The organism is Candidatus Ichthyocystis hellenicum (assembly GCF_001460935.1).
Classification (GTDB): domain Bacteria; phylum Pseudomonadota; class Gammaproteobacteria; order Burkholderiales; family 2013Ark19i; genus Ichthyocystis; species Ichthyocystis hellenicum.
The window spans coordinates 1,255,825-1,281,664 of sequence record NZ_LN906597.1 but is presented as its reverse complement, the minus strand read 5'-3'; the positions used below and the strand labels follow the sequence as shown (position 1 = coordinate 1,281,664).

Annotated in this window: 9 protein-coding genes and 1 tRNA gene; 5 read left to right on the top strand and 5 right to left on the bottom strand. The window is 29.9% G+C overall.

Annotated elements, in window-relative coordinates; genetic code table 11:
- Positions 1-6 precede the first annotated feature (6 nt).
- From Arg41_RS04995 to Arg41_RS04975, 5 genes are all read right to left on the bottom strand, one after another.
- Positions 7-489 carry a NuoB/complex I 20 kDa subunit family protein gene (locus tag Arg41_RS04995; protein ID WP_092343591.1) on the bottom strand — a complete coding sequence of 161 codons (483 nt, stop codon included), beginning with the start codon at positions 487-489 and terminating at the stop codon, positions 7-9.
- 12 nt (positions 490-501) lie between these two features.
- A complete protein-coding gene (locus Arg41_RS04990) occupies positions 502-864 on the bottom strand; it encodes an NADH-quinone oxidoreductase subunit A (RefSeq protein ID WP_092343590.1) in 363 nt (120 codons plus the stop codon).
- A 25-nt stretch (positions 865-889) separates the two neighbouring features.
- Positions 890-974 (bottom strand) — tRNA-Leu (locus Arg41_RS04985).
- Between the two features lie 191 nt (positions 975-1,165).
- Positions 1,166-1,372 (bottom strand): hypothetical protein, encoded by a 207-nt coding sequence (locus tag Arg41_RS04980; RefSeq protein WP_092343589.1) that lies wholly within the window; start codon positions 1,370-1,372, stop codon positions 1,166-1,168.
- A gap of 21 nt (positions 1,373-1,393) precedes the next feature.
- Positions 1,394-1,600, bottom strand: a complete 207-nt coding sequence (locus Arg41_RS04975; protein ID WP_092343588.1) for a hypothetical protein — start codon at positions 1,598-1,600, stop codon at positions 1,394-1,396.
- A 1,360-nt stretch (positions 1,601-2,960) separates the two neighbouring features.
- On the opposite strand from Arg41_RS04975, the gene Arg41_RS04970 reads away from it, so the two are divergent.
- The 5 genes from Arg41_RS04970 to Arg41_RS08190 form a co-directional block, all read left to right on the top strand.
- On the top strand, positions 2,961-8,312 hold the full coding sequence (locus tag Arg41_RS04970) for a hypothetical protein (protein WP_092343587.1): 5,352 nt from the start codon (positions 2,961-2,963) through the stop codon (positions 8,310-8,312).
- A gap of 231 nt (positions 8,313-8,543) precedes the next feature.
- Entirely contained in the window at positions 8,544-12,770 is a 4,227-nt protein-coding gene (locus tag Arg41_RS04965) for a hypothetical protein (protein WP_092490538.1), read from the top strand.
- A gap of 587 nt (positions 12,771-13,357) precedes the next feature.
- Positions 13,358-19,096: a hypothetical protein gene (locus Arg41_RS04960; RefSeq protein ID WP_092490537.1), complete on the top strand. Its 5,739-nt coding sequence runs from the start codon at positions 13,358-13,360 to the stop codon at positions 19,094-19,096.
- 536 nt (positions 19,097-19,632) lie between these two features.
- A complete protein-coding gene (locus Arg41_RS04955; RefSeq protein WP_092490536.1) occupies positions 19,633-25,155 on the top strand; it encodes a hypothetical protein in 5,523 nt (1,840 codons plus the stop codon).
- Between the two features lie 391 nt (positions 25,156-25,546).
- A partial coding sequence (locus Arg41_RS08190; protein WP_242641405.1) for a hypothetical protein occupies positions 25,547-25,840 on the top strand: 294 nt, incomplete at its 3' end.

Genomic DNA, 25,840 nt, shown 5'->3' with positions numbered 1-25,840 from the left:
CCCATATTAACGAATAATATAATCAAAATCACGTATCTTCCGTTGAAGCTGCAAAATACCGTAAATCAGCGCCTCTGCCGTAGGAGGGCACCCAGGAACATAGACATCTACAGGAACAACACGATCACAACCACGGACCACAGAGTAAGAGTAGTGGTAATAACCACCGCCATTTGCACAAGATCCCATAGATATAACCCACCTAGGCTCAGGCATTTGGTCATAAACCCTACGCAAAGCAGGCGCCATTTTATTACACAAAGTTCCGGCAACTATCATCAAATCAGACTGACGTGGAGATGGTCTAAATATTACACCAAATTGATCTAGATCATATCGTGCAGCACCAGCATGCATCATCTCTACCGCACAACAAGCCAGACCAAAAGTCATTGGCCAAATTGACCCAGCCCTCATCCAGTTCATTAATTCCTGAACTGTGGTAGTAACAAAGCCACGCGAAGACAACTCCCCCTCAACAGGTTCCATAATACTCCGATCCTATTCCCATTCCAAGGCGCCACGCTTCCAGATATAGGCATAAACTACTAAAAATTCGGCTAAAAATATAAAAACTCCAATTATAGATTTTATTGGCAAAGAGCTAAAGGCAACCGCCCATGGAAAAAGAAAAGCAAGTTCGAGGTCAAAGATAATAAAAATTACTGAAATCAAATAGAATTTAACATCAAACCTATCCTTGGTATCGCTACTAAGCGGATCAAATCCACACTCATACGATTCCAGTTTCTCTTTGTAAGGAGCATTTTTGGAAATAAAAAACCTTGATATCATGGTCGGAACAATTCCAACAAGAAACCCAAAGCCTATAAAAACCAGAAGCAAAAAGTAATCGCCAAACATGACACTCCCCCGTATAGGAACAAAATGGTGCCGACGATGAGAGTCGAACTCATAAGGATTTCTCCACCACCCCCTCAAGATGGCGTGTCTACCAATTTCACCACGTCGGCAAAAGCTAACCTAAATCACTCCTTAATAACTTACCCTTAGAGGGAAACTAAATTGTCACTGACCTTCTTTTGGTTAACAAACCCAAATATTTAGCAAAGGAAAAAACTGACACCCTAACAGAAACAGCCCCAAGGATTTAATCAAGTTACTCCTTATTATGGCAACAATCGATTTGCACTAAATTCAAAGCTCAAAGAAGGAAAAAAATTATAACATCAACACCAATCTTACTACCAAGAAGATGCTTATAAAACCCAGTTCCCCCTAGCATGGTACCATACCCACGGCAAACACAACCAAAGGCAGCAACGACACCAGCACCTTTTTCTAGTTGGAGCACAACCAATACTACTAAGGATAAAGAAACAAAAATATGAAAAAAAACAATTACCGCCAAGATAAGGCCTAATTACTCAGATTATCTAAAAATTCTGATAAAAAAACCAGTTCCCTCCAGAGAACAAAAGCCCACCATAAACACCTCTCTCGAAATACCGGCCCCAACAGTTAAGAAACGAGCAGCAGCAGTCAGCAGATAATGGCAAAACGAAAAGAGAAAAAATTTCGGGCTGCCAGGACGAAACACATCGACCAAAAACAATAAAAAATAATCTAAATCAATCAATTATCTTCAGCACCACCAGTTCAATATACATAAAAAAACTACCATATTTGAAACTGTAAATATCAATAAGAGCAAAAACACCTGTCAAAATACCTGTTGTTTGCAATAATAACTCTTGCCGTCATGCCAAAACCGGACGACATTCTCTCCTATACAAACAAATGGAGTCAAGTCACTCTCAAAGATCAAACTATTTTGAGTTAAAAATCACCAAATACTTCAAGCACATAATTATAAAATAGCTAGTAACTGTATATCTAAACCCGGATTTTGACCTAATCTCCAACGATGAAATTACGTGACTCACGACTAAGAAATAATAGCAATAAATATTTAATTACGACTTTCCTAATAGACTATTAACCACTCGAATAAATATATCAAAAGCTTGAGAAACATATCTAAAAAACACTTACATATTAGTGCCCCCAAAATACCTGATGCTGAATTAAACAGAGGAAAATTTACCTGTGAAATGAAATGTGTAGCAATAACAATCAGTATTACTTTGGCGGGAAGTTGCAAAATCTAATATCGTAACATCTGTAGGATATATACCAATGGCACTAAACGCGGGATTGACTTAGTTTAACTAAATTATCTCGATAATATAGAAATATTAATTCAAAATATTAAATGAGATCTCGTTTTATGTTATTACAAATAATTTTTACAGAGACAGAGTTTTTAATGTGTAGCATATCTCTTGGAATTAAGGATCAAAGCAAGTAGGTCTATTACTAACTTAAAAAATAAATTAGGAGATGAGCTCATATTTTAAACCAAAAATCTAACAAAAGTTTCTAATTACAAAAAAATTAATTTTTTAATACATTGTTGTTGATTAATTAAAATTTTTAGCAAAATACACAAACTTTGTTTGAATTAACTTTTATTAAATCGATAACCACAAAGGATAGCTATACCTATTCACAGAAAACTACAAGAACTTTAAATAATGGATTCCCAATAACATATTACATACATTTAATTCAATCAATACATCCGCGATTTAATTATTTATTAATAAATATTATTATGTAATTAATGAACCGCATGTATTATATATTATAATTTCTTGAGTTTAGGCAATATACCAAGACGGCTAATATGACAAGTATCAGACAGTAAATTGGATATTAAAAATGGGCCAGGTAATACTCAATCTATCATAACAAATTAACATAAAAATTTGTTACTAACATCATTGATTGGTCGCTTAAAACTATTTTTCAATAAAAAAAATTATATCCTCCCAAGAAAAATTGACCATAGGTTCATATGCTTTTGTTGTAATATCTGACTGGGATACGAAATGAGTTTTACCCATTTATATTCAATTTGGCTAGGTATGAAATATATGTTTTTATATCATCTAAGCAGCAATTCTGATACAAACAACACTTGCGAATCAAACAATGATCATGGTGATAGTAATAGCAGCATAGATCATGTATCATCTGATAGTCAGTTTTTGAAGTACGATCAGATTACAGATAATTTAATAGAAAATGCTCTTTTAATTGATTTAGATAGCTTAGATATATCACTAGGTGACTTCCCAGATAATATAATCAATAGTGATATTATGGCGGAGGATTTATTTGAAGACCAAACAGAACCGAGTGAGATAAAACTAGGCATTTCGCATGAAATTTCATCAGTTGAAACAAGCACAGTAACTGAAAATAATAGTGAAACTCTGTTAACGCATACGCAACCATCTACATGTCCTATTGTAGAACAACCACATGCTAACACTGGAAATATTAAAACATTTGAACAAAATAGAGACGCAGAAAAATATTGTAAATCAGGAAATAGAGCAAAACACATAACACCAGAAAATTTAAATTCAGTAACAAAGAAGTATGGATACGAAGACATATGCTCTAATAAATTAACTACAAGCATATATGAAAGAGCCATAAAAAAAATACACATCGATGAGAAAAAATTATTTATGTATGCAATATTGGAAGAATTTAGTAATAAAATTGAAAGCAACTATTTTGACCAATCATGTATTAATATTTCTAGCACTTATTCAAATATACGTAAATACATTATGGAAAAATTATCTCTATACATTAACAACGCTATATGCACAAAAGATATAGCCATAACCCCTGGGATGTCTATATCAAATATCAAAGATAAGTGTATATCAAATGAGTTTTTCTTCGATAATTTAAGTTTGAACTGCAAAGAAATTACAGAAAAAATACGCAAAACTCAACATGAGGAATTTTTGCCACTAATTCAAAGCTATATTAATTTTGTTTCGTTGAAATCCTTAAAAAATTTCGTATATAGAATTAACAAAGACAAAAAAAATAAAATTTCTGTATCATTAAAAAGATTAGTAATAGATACCATAAATGATTTGCCACTTAAAATTAAGTCCGCAATAGAAAAATTTGAACCTATTGATATCTTAAGGGGTACATTTGTTAAAATTCACGGAGCATATATTTCCAAATCATTCGTGAGAAATTTAGCAAATTCTTATAGCTTTGATGAATTAATGATAGAGACAAAATTTACAGAAATGGATAAGTCACTTACAAAAAGCAAAATAGAAAAAGAATTACTTACTTCTGTTATATACCTTGAAGGAAATACAATTTCACTCGATGAACCTACAGCATCACTAATGGTTAATCATTTGCTGCTAGACATAGATAATATTTATACAAGATACACAATTACTGAAAACGAAATAAAAATCACAAACTCATCTCTTGAGGCAAAGCAACTGCGTCATGATAGCAAAAAAAATAGTAATCAAAGCAGTTTCGATAAAGAATACTTAAAAACAACATCCGCGAAAATTAATGCTGCACCTACAAATCCAAATACTAAGAAGAAACTCAATCATCCAGCTATCAGAAATAAAGGTGATTTTCAAAGATGTAAAAAATACACAGTGCCAGAAAAATTAAAATTGGTGACAGGATTTTATGGTCGCAGCAATATGTTTGATACAAAATCATTGTCAAGCATATACGAAAATGCCCTCAAAAAAATTAATGTTGATGAGAAAAAATTGATTAGAAAAGCAATATTAATAAGATTCAGCAATGAAATTAACTGTTACTCTAGCTCATTTATAAATATAAGTCGCACTTATCTAAACATACGCAGGTACATTGCAAATAAAATTTGCCCTAACATCAATAAAATTCTATGCACTGCAGATATATCTCTAATCCCCGGAATGACTTTATCAGACGTATACAAAAAATGCATATCAAATAAAATTTTTTTTGAAAAACTACGTAAAAAATGCAAGGAGATTGCAAAAAAAACAGATAAAGTACATCACAGATTTTTTTTGACCCTAATTCAAAAGTGTGTCCATCTTCACCCAGACAAATATCTATACACAGATATAGAACAGGCAGATGACTATACAAAAAATAAAATTTCTTTGTTAATAAAATATTCGATAATAAAAACTATTTGTAGCTTGCCTAAAAACATTAAGTCCGTAATAGAAAAATTTAACTTAAACGATATTTATAAGAGTATGTTTGTTCAATTACATGGAGCATACGTCACCAAATCATTCATAAGAGATGTGGCAAACATTTACGTCTCTGAAATATTAATTCCAGAAATCAAATATTTAGAAATTGACAATTCATTTATAAAAATAAAACTAAAAGAACTATTACGGAGATCTACTGTCATCCTTAACGGAAATTTATTTTCGCCAAATAGATCCATGGTATCATTAATGTCCGGACATTTACTACTAGATATGATTGATGTCCCTCTCCATATTAAATGGAAATTACTTACTGAAAGTAAAAATGAGAACCAAATAAAATTTATCAATCCGAAGATAATGCTAACTGAAGATAAAAAATATATTGAACAAATAAGTACACTTGTTACAAAACAATCCCATTTGACTAGCAAATTTGATATCTCATCCAACGAACAACAAATTAATTCTAAAGACTGTGTGGAGCAGCATGTAATACCAGAACAACTAGCGGTAGTGTCAGACCTGTATAATTACGCCAATATATTCAACACAAAATTAGTTACTAGTATTTATGAGATTGCCATTGAAAAAATTGACGTCGATGAAGAGAACATGCTTAAGAACACCATACTAAAAGAATTTAATAATGAAATCAAAACTAGTGGATTAACTAAATCACGTATTAATATCTCTAAGACCTATTCAAACATACGCAAATATATTATAGATAAAATCTCTCCATACATCAATGAAATCATACGCACTGCTGATATATGCATAACACCAGGGATGTCTATTTTAGGCATATATGTTAAATGCATATCAAATAAAACCTTTTTCGATAAACTACGAGAATGCTGCAAAAAAACTTCAAGAAAAATACGTGCAACCCAACAAGAGGAATTTTTACATATCATCCAAAATCATATAAATTTCAGTGCGGGACAGAACCTGGATGCTAACATAGAAGAAATTGACACCGGTAGAAAAAATAAACTTTCATCGATAATAAAAAGCATGATAGTAGACAACATCATCAACTTGCCACAGAAAATTAAATGCGTGATAGAAAATTTCTCCACAATTGATGTTTTGAAGGGCCTGTTTACGCAATTACATGGAGCATATGTCACTAAATCTTTTATGAGAACTGTAGTGGAAATTTATAACAATGATAAATCACCAATGAAAAACAAATCTATAAATATTGAAGATCCATACATAAAGGAAAAACTAGAAAAATCTTTGCAAAACTCAGTCATACTAGTTAATAACAAAATGGTACTATCACCAAATAAATCTACGGTATCATTAATCATTAACAATTTACTCTTAGATATCTACAGCAACTCCAACACCTTTACAACAAAAAGCAATTCTCTTGCCGAGAATGTAGTTAATCCCAAAACAGTAAAACAACATAATTCCACACCCCAAAACTGCACAAGATATATATTACCGGAAGAATTGAAAATAATGCCAATAACATATAAATGCAGCAACATATGTTATGCAGAATTGAGAACTAGTATATATGAATATGCTATAGAAAAAATAGATGTTGATGAAAAAAAACTATTTGAGCAAGCGATGCTAGAAGAATTAGGTGATAAATTTAAGCGTAAAGGACTTAATAAATCACACATTGACATTACTCGAACCTGTTCAAACATACGTAAGTATATCTCAAATAAAATTTCTCCATGCATTAATTGCATTATACGAACCGAAAATATAAATCTAACCCCTGGAATGTCTATTTCAGATATTCATCGTGAGTGTATATCAAATCATGCTTTTTTTGATAAATTATTTAAATGCTGCAAAGAAATTGAAAAAGACTTAGAGGTAGTTCCTCATAAAGATTTTTTATGCATAGCTCAACGCAAGGTTGATATTGATCAGCATAATAGTTTATTTATTGATATGACTAGACTTGCTATAAGTAAGAAAGAAAGACTTACGAAATTATTAAAAATTTTAATAATAGACACCATACGTAATTTGCCAAATAGCATAAAATCCGTAATAGAGAAATTAGGACAAGGTGACATTTCAAAATATATGTTTGTAAACATCCACGGTATATTGGTAACTAAATCATTTATAAGAAATGTAATTGATATCCGTACTGCAGATAAGTTAATGGTAGAAAACAAATCTCTAAAAATAAGCAAATCAGATATAATTACGAAATTGGAAGAGTTAGTTGATAAATCGTTTATCCTTTATGAGGAAAAATTGTTTTTACCCAACAAATATACAGCCATAATGATGGCAAATTATTTGCTGTTAGATATAACCAAGGACATCTACAGTTCATATTATAAATCATTTACTGAAAATGGACCGCTGAAATTAAATAATGAATCAACAATTGACAATAGTAAGCCTAGAAATTGCCTGGAGCATCTAGCCCCAGGGGAAAACATATATGAACTTGCCATTAGAAAGATTAATATAGATGAGAAAAAAGTATTTATGGATGAAATATTAAGGAAATTTAACATTGACCAATCAAGCATTAATATTTCTGTAACTTATTCAAATGTTAGAAACTATATATTAGATAAAATTCATCCATACCTTGATAATATTATACGGGATGCAGACATATTAATATCACCTGGAATGTCTATTTCATATATCAAACATACATGCATGTCTAATTTTATTTTTTTCGACAAGCTATACCAACAATGCAATAATATCGTAAAAGATATAAATGATATGCCAAATGAACATTTTTTCCATATTTTTGATTCAAGTGACATTACCATGATTGGGAAAACTATTGATTACGATGGAAAAAATAAAATTTCACAATTATTAAAATACTTAATAGTAGATACTATACTTTGTTTGCCACAGAAAATAATACTTGCAATTGATAGATCAGATATAACTGATATTTCTGATGGATTATTTAAGCCATTTCATAATGTGCGTATAACCAAATCCTTTTTAAGAAATATAATGGATATTTATAATGCGATTGATAAGGAAAAGATGGAAAATGAATCTATAAAATTTGTTGATTACTTAATTGAAAAAGGAAGACTAAAAGAGATAGTTAAAAAATCAACTGTATTAATTGGAGAGATAGCACTTTTACCAAATAAATACACTGCCAGGTTAGTTTTTGACAATTTGTTATCAGATATGAGCAACATTTATAAATCTAACTCCAAAATACCCAAAAACTTCGATGATTAAATTATAACAAAACCTGAATAAACTATGTACGAATCAATCAGTGATAAGTTATAAGCATAAGTCATAAAGTAGAATTGCGACTCTCCAAAATACCACTACGTGTGTTTTTAATAAAAAATAATATTAATATTATTTTAAAGAAAAATTTAACACATACTAGTATAATTCCGGTGTGAAATTATGCGGAAGCAATAACTGTCAGATTTAATTACGTTACACACGAGAAAGCATATGTACTTACAACCTTCGAACAACTACCACGATACATGTAATGTTGGTGAATCAAGCAATTTTGAAATTACCAACTCTTACGCCACTATAAATCATGTATTGTCTGATAATCAACCTCTAAATTATAGTCAGATTGTAAACAATCTAAAAAGCGTAGAAGAGAATTTAACCTTTAGCAACTCAGATATAACGGCACCTTACTCTTTTTATAACCTTTCCAGTAATAATGATGTAACGGAGAAGCATTATTTCGATCACTATGCTGTAGATATGGAGATAGTAGAGGAAGTAATATTAAACGATTTACTAGGAAACACTACAATTAATAGTTCAGACACATCTACCAGTTTTTCAGAAAATAATTATAAATCAGTAGAATATTCACTTGATAGTCATAATGTAGACCTAGACATGGTAGAAGAAGTTGTACTAAAAGATTTACTAGAAAACACTACAATTAACAATTCAGACACATCTACCATTTTTTCAGAAAATAATTATAAATCAGAAGAATATTCTCTTGATAGTTCTACTACAGACTTAGACATGGTAGAGGAAGTTGTACTAAAAGATTTACTAGAAAATACAATTTCTAATAACTCAGGAACGTCATTAACTTATTTTTCAGAAAATAATGATAGATCAAAAGAATATTCATTTTATGCTTCTACTGTAGATCTAGAAATGGTGGAAGAAGTCATATTAAGTGATTTATTGGAGAGCATGCCAAACAAGGGACCATCAAATTCATCACCTGTCTGTTATTTAGGTGAGTCTAATAACAATAGTAACAGTTCAGTCCAATCATTATATGGATCGGACATAGATATGGACATGGTAGAAGAAGTTATATTAAATGACTTGTTAGCTGATATGATGCACAAATGTTCACCTGAACCACCCTTCTATGGCCTTGATAGCGCTCACGCTCCTATTGGAACTAATCGTACAGACCAATATCCGCTAGATATCCCAGAAGTACATATGGAAATAGTAGAAGAAGTTATATCAAATGATTTACTGGAAGACATGCTGCATAATAATTCAGGATCATCAACAGCACATTTTTCAGATAATTATAATGATATCCCACTAAAAAGTTCATTGGATGACGTAATTACAACATCAAATGAACCAAAACTAAGCATAACAGGTACATTGCACCGCACAACATCATCTGATAGAACTACTACAGTAGTTAAAAATGATAATTCAACTTTTTCTTTACAGGCACCTACTTTTCTTATCACTGAACAAAGATCTGCTGAAATTAAAGATACGAAAGACCTTGAGGAAATCATTAGCAATAAATGTTATTTTGAAAAAAAACCTGTAATGAAGTCCAATCCGTATTTATCTGAAAATAAAGTCAACACCAAAAAGAAATATCCCTCTAAAAATCGTAAATGTCATTCGAAAATATTATCAAAACACGTACTTCCTGATGGAATAAAACTAGCATCATGCTCATATAAGTACGTAGATATATATTCCACTGAATTAACCACAAGCATATATGAAAATGCTATTAAAAAAATTGATATCTACGAAAAGGAAATCCTCAGAGATACTATATTAATGGAACTTGGATATGAAATTAAAATTAAAAATTCGTATAAATCACGTGTTAACACTAATATAATTTACTCAAAAGTAATGAAATACATTTTAGATAAAATTTCTCCTCACATTAACAATGTTGTACGCATTGCAGATATATTAATAACCCCCGGAATGTCTATTACAGATATTAAAGATAGATACATATCAAACAAAATTTTCTTTGACAGACTGTCAGAACACATCAAAGAAATTGAAAAAGACATAGAAAAAGCTCATTATGAAGAATTTTTACCTATCATTCAAGGACGAATTTATTTTACTAACAGTAAGTATATAGATATTAATACAGAAGAGGTCGATATAAGCATATTAGAAAAGATAGCAGCGTTATTAAAGAACTTAATAATAGGCTATACGAATAATTTGTCTAAAAATATTAAATTAACAATAAAAAATTTTGACTCACATAACATTTTGTCTAGCATTTTTATTGAGATACATGGCGCATACATTTCAAAATCATTCATAAGAAATGTAGTGGACATTTTCGCTTACGATGAATTAATGATGAAAAAAGAACACTTAGGAATTACTGATCAAGACGTGAAAAAAAAGTTAAAAAAATTATTTAAGAAATATTGCGTACTACATGAGGGAAAAGTATTATCACCAAATAAATCTACAGTAAATCTAATATCCAATCATTTGCTATTAGACATTAATTACGGACCTAATTTAAATACGGATAGCGTATTCCCCATTACGCAAGACACCCTCACAAACAAAAAAATACCCACATCCTACAAGTCAAGTAGATTATATGGTAAAGACAAGAAAAAATTTAAACAAAGTAATTACAAAAATAAACATTGTGGAGAAATATCTGCAACCAATCAGGATAAATCCATGCCTGAAAATAGTGTAATGCCAAAAGGATTAAAAATAGTATCAAATATATATACTTATAATAATATGCATTACATGGAATTTAGTAAAAACACATATGAATATATTATTGGTAAAATTGATATCGATAAAGAAAAATTACTTAGGAGTAAAGTATTAGAGTTGTTAAAAAACAGAATTAAAAATAGAGGTTTTAATGCCTCTCTTATGGATATTTCTCATACCTATTCAAGGATGAAAAAATACATCTCAGATAAAGTTCACCCCCTTATTGATTATATTTTACGCATCAAAGATATACGTATAACACCAGGAATGTCTATATCAGATATCAAAAATAATTGTATATCAAATGAATATTTTTTTGATACATTACATAAATGTTGTAAAGAAATTGCAAAAAATCTGAGTGAAATCAAGGGTAAAAATTTCTTGCCTATGCTTCAAAGAACAATAAACTTTGGTTCAGAAAAAAATTTGTTTACTTCTACAGACAACATTGATACAAGTACGCGGATTAAAATAAACTCACTATTTAAAACTTTAATAATAGATGCCCTTAACAACTTATCTGATAGCATTAAGTCCATAATAGAAAAGTTTAACGAAGATCATATTTCGGAATGCATGTTTATAAAGCTATATGGGGCATACGTTCCAGGATCACTAATAAGAAATGTGAAGGACATCTATATAATAGATAAAATGATGGTGGAAAACAAATTTAACGTAATAGATAAACCACTCATAAAAATTAAATTAGAAGAAATAGTAAAAGAATCTGTTATATTATACGGAGGAGTAGTGCTTTCACCTAATGAAAGCACAGTAACATCAATGGTTGATTACTTACTATCAGACATAGTTAAAGGTCATAGTGACATACGATCTAAACTATTTGTAGAAAATGAGACATTGAAATCAAATTACAAAAAAACTAGTGTAAATGAGGCATCACAAGATTACAGAGATCCCCTAGTACTAAGAAAGCACATATATGAATCTGCTATTGAAGAAATTAGAATTGACGAGGACAGAATATTTGTAAACTGCATCTTAAAAGAGCTAAAGGATGATATTGAAAGTAATGATTTTGATAAATCATGTATTAATCTTTCCATGATCTATTCGAATATAAGAAAATATATCTCAGATAAAGTTCATTCACTCATTAATAGCACCATACTCATTTCGGATATATTAATAGATCCTGGCATGTCTATTACCGAGATAAAGCGCAAATCAATATCGAATGCATTATTTTTTTACAAACTATATGAACAATGTAAAGATCTGGCAATAGATATAAATGAGATACCGCATGAAAGTTTTCTACCTATATTAAGCTCAAATGATACTCCTGTAATCAATGTAGGCAATGTTGCCCACAACAAAAGAGATAAAATTTTGCAAGAGCTGAGATGCTTGATAGTAGACACTATTTATAATTTGCCACAGAAGATTATATTCGTAATTGATAAACTTAAAGCAACGGATATCTCGAGACTTATATTTATACCATTTAATGATGTATATGTAACCAAATCATTTATGAGAAATGCTCTAGATATTTGTAATGGCAGTTATGACTTCAAGATAAAAAAACCAAGATCTATTGATAATTTTCATGAAAAAAAGAGATTAGAAGAAATGATGAAAAAATCAGTAATACTAATCGGGGAAATGGTATTTTCACCGAGCGAATCTACGATAAAATCAATCATTGGTCATTTATTGAAAGAATTTTGTCAAACTTAGCAAATATGAAAATAATGATAGATATATCCATATCTCCCATTAATAGGAGATTATTAAAGGATAAGACACGGTATGTTTTATAACAAATATATAGTCTGCGATATAATACAGAAAAAACAACACCAGTTACCATGATGCGTTGGTGTGTGGACAGTGCATCTGTACATTGAATGATAAATCATTTTATTATTTAAAGTAATTAATATACATTGTATTACTTTATTATTTTTTAAAAATACGTAATTTTATGTTTATATAGACCTTATTAATAACTTACATTTTTAAAAAAATTTCCTAATTATTTTAATAATTAATAAACCATTAGCAACTAATAACTAATGTTAATTAGTCTTAAAAACCAATATTGTAAAATTGCACTTCTCTCAAAAATACACTGATTATAACGAATAATTACCATAAGATATTGATACCATTACATTTATTCAATGAAATACAATTAGTTTGATAAAAAATAATATTCTTAGCCCCAAAAAATTGATATTAGTTCATATATTTTCTGTATATGATCGCAGCAAACGAGGCTAAAACTTTCTAATTGCTCATCGATTAATCAAAAACAAATCGACATGTATCCACACCTAAATAATAGCATCATCATTGCAGACAATGCCGCTGAATCAACTAATAACGAAACTGAGCAAACAAGTAGTTCATCGGTAAATGCGGAACTAGGAGATCTAGAACTAGGAGATCTAGAACTAGGAGATCTAGAACTAGGAGATCTAGAACTAGGAGATCTAGAACTAGGAGATCTAGAACTAGGAGATCTGGGAAATCTAGATCTGGAACAAAAACTAGGAGATCTGGAACAAAAATTAGGAAATCTAGAACAAGAACTAAGAGATCTGGGAAATCTAGGAGATCTAGAACAAGATCCAGAAGAACTGGATATAGAAGAACCAGGAGATGATATAGGGGACAACCTAGATATAGGAGAGCAAGTAGATGTAGATGTAGATGTAGATGTAGATGTAGATGATATATCAGTTACAAATACTGAAATTGAAATCGGTAAAAGTACCCCTTTATCTGAACAACAACCCACGTCTGCTGGTACTCAATTATATGGACTACAAAATCTCAGTCAAGATATCAGTAAAGATCTGACGAAAAGTATTACACATATCAATCCAGAAGTAACATTGACAACTCATTATTCAGTTAATCATCCCTATTACAACAATAATCAACAGGAATATACGCCCAACCCCTCAACTATAACTGATATAACTGAAGAGGATGAAGTATCAAATGAACCGGGTCAATCATCGAGTGATTATAGACATTTTATTAATAGTTGTTTATCCGAACAAGCATCTACATCAACTGAAAAAAACCAGGAATCAAATAATTCAGAATTCGTTTTTATCGACGGTCAAAAAAATACTGATAAACAAAGCAAAGAAAAAGAATTTTTAGAACTTTTACCGTCAATATCTGTACCTGAATACGATCAGCAAAATGACTACATAAAACCATTAGGAAAAAATATAATCTCACCTACAAATAAAGTAAGTACTTTTGAAAGCACCGTAGAAGAGCAGGCAATAACAGAAGAATCAAACATAACAACAAATAGATGTAATAACGTAAGCATATATTCTAGTAAATTAACACCAAGTTTATATGAAAAAGTTATTGAAGAAATTGAAGTTGATGAAGAAAAATTATTTATGCGTCAAATATTAGAAGAATTTAACAACGAAATTAAAAGCAATTATATAGAACAAGCATGTATAGCTATCTCTAACATTTACTCAGAAATACGTAAGTACATTTCATCAAATTTACACACACACATTAATAACATTTTGCATGCCAAAGATGTAGTTATAACACCAGAAATGTCCGTGTTAAATATCAAAGATGAATATGTATCAAATTATTTTTTCTTTGGTGAATTAGAAAAATTGTGCAAAAAAATTGAGGAAAATATACAAAGTACTGACCATGAAAAATTAATGTATCTAGCAAAAAATGATATTGATTTTATTTCATCAAATTGTTTAAAGGAAGGCGCACATGGAATTACTTCAGATAAAGAAAATAAAATCGCTCTATTATTGAAAAAATTAATAACAGAAACTATTCTTAATTTGCCCCCCAAAATTAAATTCGCAATAGAGCAATCTGATTTAATTGATATCCTTAAAGATGCTTTCGTTAAAATCCATGGCGTATATATTAATAAATCATTTGTAAGAAATTTAGTAAAAATTTGCAAATATGACGAATTAATGATAGAAGATAAAATTTTAGAAAATGATAAAATAAAACTTATAAAAAATAAATTAAGAGAAGAATTAAAAACATCAGTTATACTTCGTGATACAAACATATTTTCACCAGATGAATCTATAATAGTAACGATGATTAATAACTTATTATCAGATATAAGTAGCATTTTTCGTGCTAGTACCACTAGCAGTAAAATTGGAAATGAAACTAAGAAACAATATTCTTGTCGTCCTACAAAAAGACAACATCAAAAAGATGAAGAAAATGATGAAATAATTCACAAAAGAAAAATGGTTTATTTACCCGTAACCCACGAACCAAATGTTAGTACATCCTTGATAACTAATCGTAGAAATCTATACTGCGATGAATACAACTATACCCTATATGAGTACGCTATAAAAAAAATACCATTAGATAAAAACAACTATTTCAGGAATACCCTGCTGTCAGAACTCGGAAAAGCTAATAATGTTAGAGTAGATAAAAGATCATGTAGTAGATTAAGTAGAACTTACTCTACGATAAATGAATATATTTTTAATAAATTTTCTCCATATATAAAAAACATTAGAGCTGAAGATATAGCTGTAACTGCCGGTAAATCAGTATCTGAGATACGCAAACTTCATGTATCAAACTCAGCCATTTTTGAAAAATTAAGGGAATACTGTAAAAAAATTGAACAAACGGTAAATGAAGATCAATCTGAAACATTATTAGGCTTAATTCAAGACCACATCCGCGTTGGTACGGGAACATTTATAAATACTAAATCAGCAATACTAGATGAAAAAGGTAGGGGTATAATTACCGACTTATTAAAAACTTTGATAAAAACAGTAGTTAGTAATTTACCAAATAAAGTAAAAGATATGATAGAAACAGAACTCACACAAAACGATATCCATAAAGCTATCTTTGTTAAAATCCATAATTCACATGTTACTAGATCGTTTATAAGAAATGTAATACATACTTACGAAAAACATCAAATTGATAATAAAAAAATTACAGATGATCGTCATCTAAAAATAGAATCAGAAAAACTAAAAGAAAATTTAGTAAAATTATTCAAAAATTCTGTGGTATTAATTAAAGAAAAAATTGTTCCACCAGAACCTAATAAGGTTAATCGCTTAGTTAATAATTTAATATCAGATATGTCAACTATTAGTAATATTATTGAAACAAATAGATCACATACAACTACAAGACAGGAATCAACATTTAGTGATATGAGTGAAAGTTATATAGAAGATATGGATGTAGAGAAAAGCAATTATAGTGAAGCATCTCCCAATCTGGGATCTGCTATTAGCCCTGCACCACTTCAAATTGATCAGCATCATCCTGAAATGCCTGAAGAATTAAATTTAGTATCAAAATCATATAATAGGATAGACATATTTTCTGAAAATATGAGCATGAGCGTATACGGATATCTCATTAAAAAAGTCAGTATGGATAGCATAGACTCAGATAGACTTAGAAATAGAATATGCAGCTTACTTAGAAGAAAAGTAATTAGAGGAATTACAGCCTCAGACATTAAAATCGACACAACAATTTTAAATATAAAACAATATATTGTCCATAAAATTTGTTCAGAAGCTATTAAAATTAAAGAAATAGAACTATCCATTATAAGTCCAGGAATGAATCTCACAGACATAGTAAATAAATGTCTATTGAATAAATTTTTACTTAATGAATTACATGAGTACTGCAAAAAAATTAAAAGAGATATTGATCAAACAGTGGATAAAAAGGTTTTGAGTCTAATTCAAAAACAGCTTGATATTGCTACAGGAGATATAGAAATAAATTTAGAAGAAGCTGATAACTGCACAAGAGGTAAAATTTCAAAATGGGTGAGGTCATTAATAAAAAATAATACTGACACCTTATGCATTAATATTAAGTCTCTGCTAGAAAACAATTTCAATCAACATGATATTTCTGAAGGAATGTTCACGACACTTCATGATGTAACCGTTGAAAAATCACTTATAAGAAAAGTAGCAAAAATTTGCTCAAACGGTCCAATAGGAAGAGATACAAAAAATTATTGTGATATAAAAATAAAAATAGAAGAAGCAGTTAGAGAATCTACTATACTGCACGAAGGTAGAACGTTTTTACCAAATGAGTCTACTGTAGCATCACTGACCGATAATTTATTATCAGATATTACTACTGATAATATTGACACGAAACGTATCCCGATCAATGAAGATGAAACCACAGAGGAAGTACCAGAAAATACGGCTTCATGTAGTAATGAGATTGAAGCAGAAGTTTGCAAGGATCATGTAATGGAAGACTCATATCGTATATCAAATCTTATGAATATGGGTGGGTTAACATTGAGCATATATGGATACGCTGTTAAAAAAATGGAACTTCGTAATAAAAGAGCGTTTGAGGAATCAATGTTACAGGAATTCGGCATCAATGAAATTCCTGATAATACAAATATGAGGCTTTCCACTACTTATTCAAAAGTAATTGATTATATTGCAGACAAAGTTTATCCATATATAATGTATATATCAAGCATAGAAGACGTGTCAATAAAACCAGGAATGTCTGTATCAGAAATACATAATGCATATATATCAAATGATGCTTTCTTCGAGAAGATACAAAAATCATGCAGTATAGTTGAAAAAGAATTGAGAAAAACCAACCATGAGCTCATTTTTCCCATAATTCCAAGTTCAATAAATTTCAACGGCAGAAGATTGTATACAAAAATAACTACCGGAAGTGAGAAAAGAAAAAACAAATTTGCCAGTATTCTTATAGATTTTATGTCATATAATATAAAGAATTTACCACAAATCATGAAAGACGAAATAACAAATCTTACAGGTGCTCATATCATCAGTAATGTTTTTGCACAATTACATGGAGCATATATCCCTAAATTATTTGCAAGAAAAATTGAAAAAATAAGCATCGCTTGCAAATTAATGTCAGAAAGAAACCAACTAAAACTAGACCTTATAGAAAAAAAATTAAAATCAGCAGTAGATAAATCTTTGACAGTAGTGCATAAAGAAATAATATTTTTCCCAAATAAGAATACTAAAATGTTAATGGCTAATCATTTAATACTAGATATACGTAAAAGTTTAATTAATGATAGTACCTGTCATGGACCCTGGATCGAAGAAGCTACAAATAGCTCAACTAGCGCACAAAATAGTAATCATGTATATCAAGATTTAAAATCTCCAATGATGACAAGAAGTATCTATGAATGGGCCACAGAAAAAATTAACATTGAAGAAGATACATCACTTCTTAGCTATATAACAACAGAGTTTAAAAATGAAGTCGTCGAACAAGATGACTGTAGTCAATCACGCATCAATCTCTCGACAGTCTATTCAAAAATAATAGATCTTATTTATGAAAAAACCAGCCAACATATTGATAGCATTATGCGTGTCTGTGATATATCAATAACCCCCAGTATGTCAATTTCAGATATTAAGCGAAAATGTATCAATAATTACATTTTCTTTTGCAATCTACATGAATACTGCAAAGAAATTGCAAGCGATATAAGCAAAGCACCATGTGAAAATTTTATTAATATATTAAAACCAAATAATAAGATAGAGATTGGTATCAACGTTGATAGTGAGGGAGAAATAAAAATTTTACAAAAACTAAAATGTTTTATAATAGACATTATGCTTGATCTTCCTCATAAAATTATAGCCACAATTGACAGACTCGGGCCATCTGATATCTCTGAAGCGGTATTCACTCAATACCATGGCATAAAAGTAACTAAATCATTTATCAGAAATGTAATTGAGATCTATGAAGAAATCGTTAGAGAAATTAGAACTAACCAACATCTAAAATTTGACGACATAATTAGGGAACAAAATGATAGATTAGGATGTATAATAAGAAATTCGCCAGTTCTAGTTAAAGAAACGGCACTATTACCCGACGGGTATACCATAGAATTAATTCTTAATGGCATGGTGTTAGATATGACTGAAATGTACAATAAATATTCTCAAGAAGGGATGGAAAAGTAATCAGCGCATAAATTATGCGATACTTCACTTAATAATAACTTCTTACTCATTACAAGTACCTTGGGGGCATTGACAAGCGAATGAAAACAACACCAAAGAAATCCTGCCACTTACTTGGGAGTATAATAACATGTACCGGTATAATCAGTACTAAACAAGCTCCATTAGCCATTACTTAAAGTCACGCACCGCGCGTTGTATATTATTTTTGAAAAAGTTACAATCTCATGTTTGCGTATATCTATTAAAGCCTCCTTTTTTTAACCATGATACTAGAAAAAATAGCTATTAATATTCACACAAGGTCACATTGTAATTACATTGAAAAATGCACTATCTACAATGAAGAATTAGTATAAAGAATTTATATTAATACCATTATATTAATTCAATCAATGCAATTAATTTGATAAAAAATAATATCCTTACTACAAAAAATTTAATTTTCATTCATACAGTTAATGTGTATGATTTAACCAGTGTAGCAGTAATATTTCTTTTTTTAATCAGTTAACAATCATCAAAAATCAGCCAGCATGTACCCTAATCTACCAAATACTAGTATAGACAATGTTGAGTCAGTTAGTAGTGAAACTGAGAGTCAAACAAGTAGTTTAATAGGTGATATAGCGCTTAGTGAACTTGGAGAACTAGTACTTGGAGAACTGGAACTTGGAGAACTGGAACTTGGAGAACTGGGACTTGGAGAACTGGGACTTGGAGAACTGGGACTTGGAGAACTGGAACTTGAAGAACTGGAACTTGAAGAACTGGAACTTGGAGATGTTGATATATCAATATCAGAAGAAAGTTTTCATAATTTCATTCTCGATAATGATAATGATGAGGAGAAAAGTGAGCTGCAATCAGTTATAAATACTGAAACTGGAAACGGTAAAAATATATGTTTACCTGAACAACAACCTACGTCTGTTAGCATTCAGTCATGTAGTCTACAAAGTATTAACAATTATCTGATGGAAGACATCAGGTCAACTGAAAAATATCAGACATGTGCTTATATCGAAGATCAAAAAAACACTGAACAACAAAGAAACGATAAAGAATTTTGTGAATTGGCATCTGTACCTGAACATGAACATTACACAAGGAAAGTGCTAGAAGAAAATCTAATTCAACCATCCAGCAGCAATAGAGAAACTACTTTTGAAGGTATCGAAGATAAACATGTAATACCAGAAGGATTGAAAATAGTAACAAACACATATAGCTACGTAGATATATATTCTACTAAGTTAACTACAAGTTTATATGAAATAGCTATTAGAGAAATTGAAATTGATGAGGAAAAACATTTTTCGCAGTCAATGTTAAAAGAATTTAATAATGAAATTAAAAGCAGTAATACTAAACAATTGTGTATAGCTATCTCTAATAATTATTCAAGTGTACGCCAATATATTGAGCGAGTTTTTAGTCCATTTATTGAAAAACATTTACGTACAAAAGAAGTAGTTATATTCCCTGGAATGTCTGCATCAGACATCAAAAATAAATACACATCAAATAATTTTTTCTTTTGTGAATTAGATAAATTTTGCAAACAAATTTTGGAAGATGTAATAAAAATTGATCCCGAAGAATTAATCTATATGGTAAAAAACAGCATTGAGTTTATTTCATTAAATTATTTAAAGGAGGAATCACAGGGAATTACTCCAGATAAAAAGAATAGAATCTGCGTATCATTAAAAAAATTAATAATAGACACTATTAATCACTTGCCTGATAAAATTAAACTTGCAATAGAGAGATTTGATTCAATTGATATTCTTATGGGTGCTTTTGTTAAAATTCACGGATTATACATTGATAAATCATTTGTAAAAAATTTAGTTAGAACTTGCAAGAATAGCAATTCAGTAATGCAAGAATGGTCTATAAATGCTGATGAACCATCACTTATAGAAAAAGAATTAAGAGAAATACTGCAAAAATCGGTTATACTTAGTGATACGAATATATTCTTACCAAATGAACACATAGTAACGTCAATGCTCAATCATTTGTTATCAGATATAAATAATGTTTCTTGCGCTGAAAATCATAACAAAAAACGAAGTAAGTCTAGTTCTATGACTATGAAAAGACTTCATCATAATGATGAAAAAGATAATGAACAAATTTGCCAAAATAAACTCTTTAAGTCGGATCCCTTGCCCATAAACGAACAAAATAATGTTACTGAGTTAACAACAAGTAGTCATGAAACAGGTGATTACATAAAAACACGGAGACTAATGCAACTTTCAGTATCACACAATCGCAGAAACCTGTACTGCAATGAGTACAATTATACCATGTACGAATATGCTATCAAAAAAATTGTAGTAGATAAAAATCATTCGTTTAGGAATGACCTATTATCAGCACTTGAGATTCATCATAATGTTAGAATAAGTAAAAAACGTGCAAATCTACTCATCGGCACTTACTCAACAATAAAGAACTATATTATGGATAAACTGCATCCATATGTGGATGACATCAGAGATAAAGATGTAATTATAAATGCCCAAATGCCAATATCTATAATTAGAGAAAAATATGTATCGAACACAGTAGCTTTTGAAAAATTAGAAGAATGCTGCAATAAAGTTATCCTAGATATAGATAATGATCCACCTGAAACACTGTTAAAATTAATTAAAAGTAGAATCGGCATTGGTAGCGGAAGAACCCTAGACGTTGACACAGATAAAATGAGCGATGACAGCAGAAATAATATTCACGACTCATTAAAAAAATTAATAAAAACAACTGTTACTGAGTTACCAAACAATATAAGAAAAATGATAAACACAGAATTTACCACAGCTGATATCCATAGAGGTATCTTTGTTAGAATTCATTGCACAGAAGTTAGTAGATCATTTATAAGAAGTGTAATACGTACCTGCACTGATATGACATCAACTGATACTTCGGAACTCACAGAAACTACAATAGAAAGATACCAGAAAGTAGATAAAGAGCTAAGAAAAAAACTAGAAGAATTATTTAGAAATTCTGTAATATTAGTCAGAGAAGATATTACTTCACCAACAAATAATGATGAAATAAATAAAATGGTTGGTAACTTAATATCAGATATGAAGGTTACTAGCAGTCAGTTTAATCAAACACGTAGATTACGGACATTACATGAGGATGTAACAAAAGGGGAATATATACCGTCAATTCCTAATCAACCAATACCTGTTAATTTCATAGAATATATGGATACAGATCCAAGCAATATACTACGTCCTATCACATCAGATATTGAAGCACATATACTGCCAAAAGAATTAAATGTGGTGTCAAAATCATACGATAAATTTGATATATTTTCTGCAAATGTAATACCGAGCATATACAGATACGCCATTGGAAAAATTTACATTGGTAGTGAAGAATTTGGTAGACTTAAAGATAAAATATACAACCTGCTTAAGAAAAACAACATAGTTATGGGAATTCCAAAGTCAGAGATTAAACTTGATGTAACTTATTCAAATATAATCCAATACATTGTTGATAAAATTAATAAATGCATTAATACAAAAAAACAAATGGAGCATATAGATCATATAATTATAACTCCAGGAATGACTTTATGGGATATAAAAAACAAGTGTATATCTGATCAAATTTTATTTGTTAATGAACTATGTAATAGCTGCGAAGAGATCAAAGAAAGTATTAATCTAACACTGGATAGGGATATTTTAAATTTAGTTCAAAAAAGTTTTACTTTTTCTGCAGAGTATAGTCTAAGTATTAACTTAGAACAAAATACTGACGATGATACAAGATTAAATCTTTCAAAGTTTTTAAGACTCTTAATGAGAAGAAATATTGGAGAGTTGCCAGTTATCATTAAATCTATACTGGAAAATTTCACCCAAAATGATGTTTTAGAGGGGGCGTTTACATTACTTCACGGAGTATACTTTGATAAATTGCTTATAAGAAAAGTAGTAAAAATTTGCTCAGATAACCCAATAAATGAAAATAATGATCCTTCAATAAAAGCAAAAATAGAAGAGGCAGTTAGAGAATCTGTTATGCTACATGAAAATGAAGCATTTTTACCTAATTACTCTACAGTAACATCAATGACTGAGAGTTTATTACTTGATATCAATCCTAATATTCATAGTTCGAAACACAAACCACTTATTGAAGACACAAATGTAATCACAAGCGAAGTGTCAGAAAATATCCAGCTATCTAGTTGTTATGAAAACTATGGCTCAGAAATCTATGCAGATCACGTAATGAAAGAACATGCATCCATACTAGAAAAAAGATACCGTCCATTAAATTCTATAGATTTTGGAAAATCGACCTTGAGCATATATGAATATGCTATTGAAAAAATAAATATTTGCAATAAAAATTCATTTGAGATAAAAGTATTACGAGAGTTCGATATTACTTCAGGTTATTTTCCTGGATCACATATTGGTCTTTCTAAGACTTACTCAAACGTTATTAGATACATATCAAATAAACTTTCCCCACATATAAGGTATATTTCAAGCATAGAAGATGTATCAATAGAAAAAGGGATGACAATTTCATGTGTGCATAATGCATATATATCAAATAATAATTTCTTTGATAGGATGCAAAAATTATGCAATGTAATAGCAAGAAATGTTGGTAAAATTGAACATAAATTTTTCTTACCTATCGTTCAACAATCAATAAATTTTGAGGGAAGACTTTTGTATCCCAAAACAACTCCCAGAAGAAGAGAAGCATTTTCCGAATTAGTTGCAGAATTAGTAATACATAATATAATCAAATTACCAGAGAGCATAAAATCTGCAGTGGAAAAAATTGAAGAAAAAGATATGGCTGAACATATTTTTTCGCCCCTACATGGCGCATATGTCACCAGATCGTTTATGATGAACATTGAAGAAATGAGCGTGGATTTCAAAATAATGTCTGAGAGTAAACCGCTAGAAAAAGATGACATCACTGTGCAAAAAAGGTTAAAATCAGCTATAGAAGAATCTCTGGTAGTAGCGCATGAAGGGAAAATGATTCTTCCAAATAAAAACACAAAAATTTTAATGGCTAATTATTTAGCATCAGATATAAACCTTCTATGTACTAATAGACATCCGAAATCAGTTACAGAAAAAAATACATATGGTCCAACTAATTCTCAAAGTAGCGCTGATTGTACATATCAAGATTTCACAGAATGCCAGATAATAAGAAAAAGTATATACATACATGCTATTGAAAAAATAACTATTGACGATGATGATGAATTTATTAACTACGTATCAAAAAAATTCAGGACTGAAATCCCTGAACACAGTAACTGCAATCAATCTTGTGTTGATCTTTCCTCTGTCTATTCAAAAGTAAAAGAATATGTTATTGATAAAACTTATCAATGCATTGATGATATTATGCGCACCTCTGACACATTAGTAATTCCTGGTCTGTCTATTTCAAATATTAAGTGCAGATGTATTAATAATTACGTTTTCTTTCGCAAGCTGCATGAATATAGCAAAAAAATTGTAGATGATATAAGTAAAGAATCACATATGAGTTTTGTTAATGTGTTAAAACCAAATAATACTTTAGATATAGGCATAGAAATAGATAGTGCGGGTGAAGAAAAAATCTTACGAAAATTAAAAGGCTTAATAATAGATACTATACTTGATTTGCCTCATAAAATTATATCGACAATTGGTGAGTTTAAATTGGCTGATATCTCTGAATGGGCATTCACTCCATTCCATGATATAGCTGTTACCAGATCATTTATGAGAAACGCTTTAGATATTTACAATGATATCACTAAAGAAACAGCAACAAACGAACGTTCAAGTTTTGACATTATATTACTTAGAGAAAGAGAAAATAAATTAGCGCATATAACAAAAAACTCACCTATACTTGTTGGAGAGAAAGCACTATTACCGAATGAACATACGATAAAATCAATTATTGACCACCTAATATCAGACATGACTGAAACACATTATAGAACACACCATGGGCGCTCCCAACTAAAATAAATGTAATAACTGAAAATCATAATATAAATTTATCTGACAAAATATTTATTGATGATGATATCATACGTACGATCAAGAATATAGGACGTTAATGAATGTTGTTAAATAATAGACATAACCTAATCATAAACAATTAACTTTATAAAAATCACTACTCCATATATCATAACAATATGTGTTTTAGTGATTGACTAATATAGTTTAAATAAAATTTCAATCTAGTTAAAACTAGTAGCATAAAGAAAAAATTTCATCATCATCATTTAATAAAATAAGCATACAAGATTTACCAACAAAATTGAACATCTACTAATACAATTCTAGTGTAAAATAATACCGCTGTAATACCAGGCACATACCATTCATGTAAAATTATACAGGCAACAAGTATATGCATTCATACACAATAAATAACTGTCATACTACAAGCAACATTGATAAATTAAGCCATGTTGATACCGATACTGATAGTCAGTTGCCACACAATTGTCAACTTTTAAACTATAACGATGACGTAGATAACATAATAGAAAATGTTCTGATGGATAATTCTAATGATTCGTATGAATCATTGTCTAACTTTATAGACAGTATCACTAATGATAATACCAAATTAGAAGAATTACTTGATTGTCAAAGTGAATCAAGTGAAATTGATAGCATACCATCAATTGAAACGAGTAAA

Bases quoted from the DNA above. Each gene is read 5' to 3' on its own strand.
- Arg41_RS04995 (WP_092343591.1), bottom strand. From the start codon at position 489: ATGGAACCTGTTGAGGGGGAGTTGTCTTCGCGTGGCTTTGTTACTACC.
- Arg41_RS04965 (WP_092490538.1), top strand. From the start codon at position 8,544: ATGTACTTACAACCTTCGAACAACTACCACGATACATGTAATGTTGGT.
- Arg41_RS04955 (WP_092490536.1), top strand. From the start codon at position 19,633: ATGTACCCTAATCTACCAAATACTAGTATAGACAATGTTGAGTCAGTT.
- Arg41_RS04990 (WP_092343590.1), bottom strand. From the start codon at position 864: ATGTTTGGCGATTACTTTTTGCTTCTGGTTTTTATAGGCTTTGGGTTT.
- Arg41_RS04960 (WP_092490537.1), top strand. From the start codon at position 13,358: ATGTATCCACACCTAAATAATAGCATCATCATTGCAGACAATGCCGCT.
- Arg41_RS04970 (WP_092343587.1), top strand. From the start codon at position 2,961: ATGTTTTTATATCATCTAAGCAGCAATTCTGATACAAACAACACTTGC.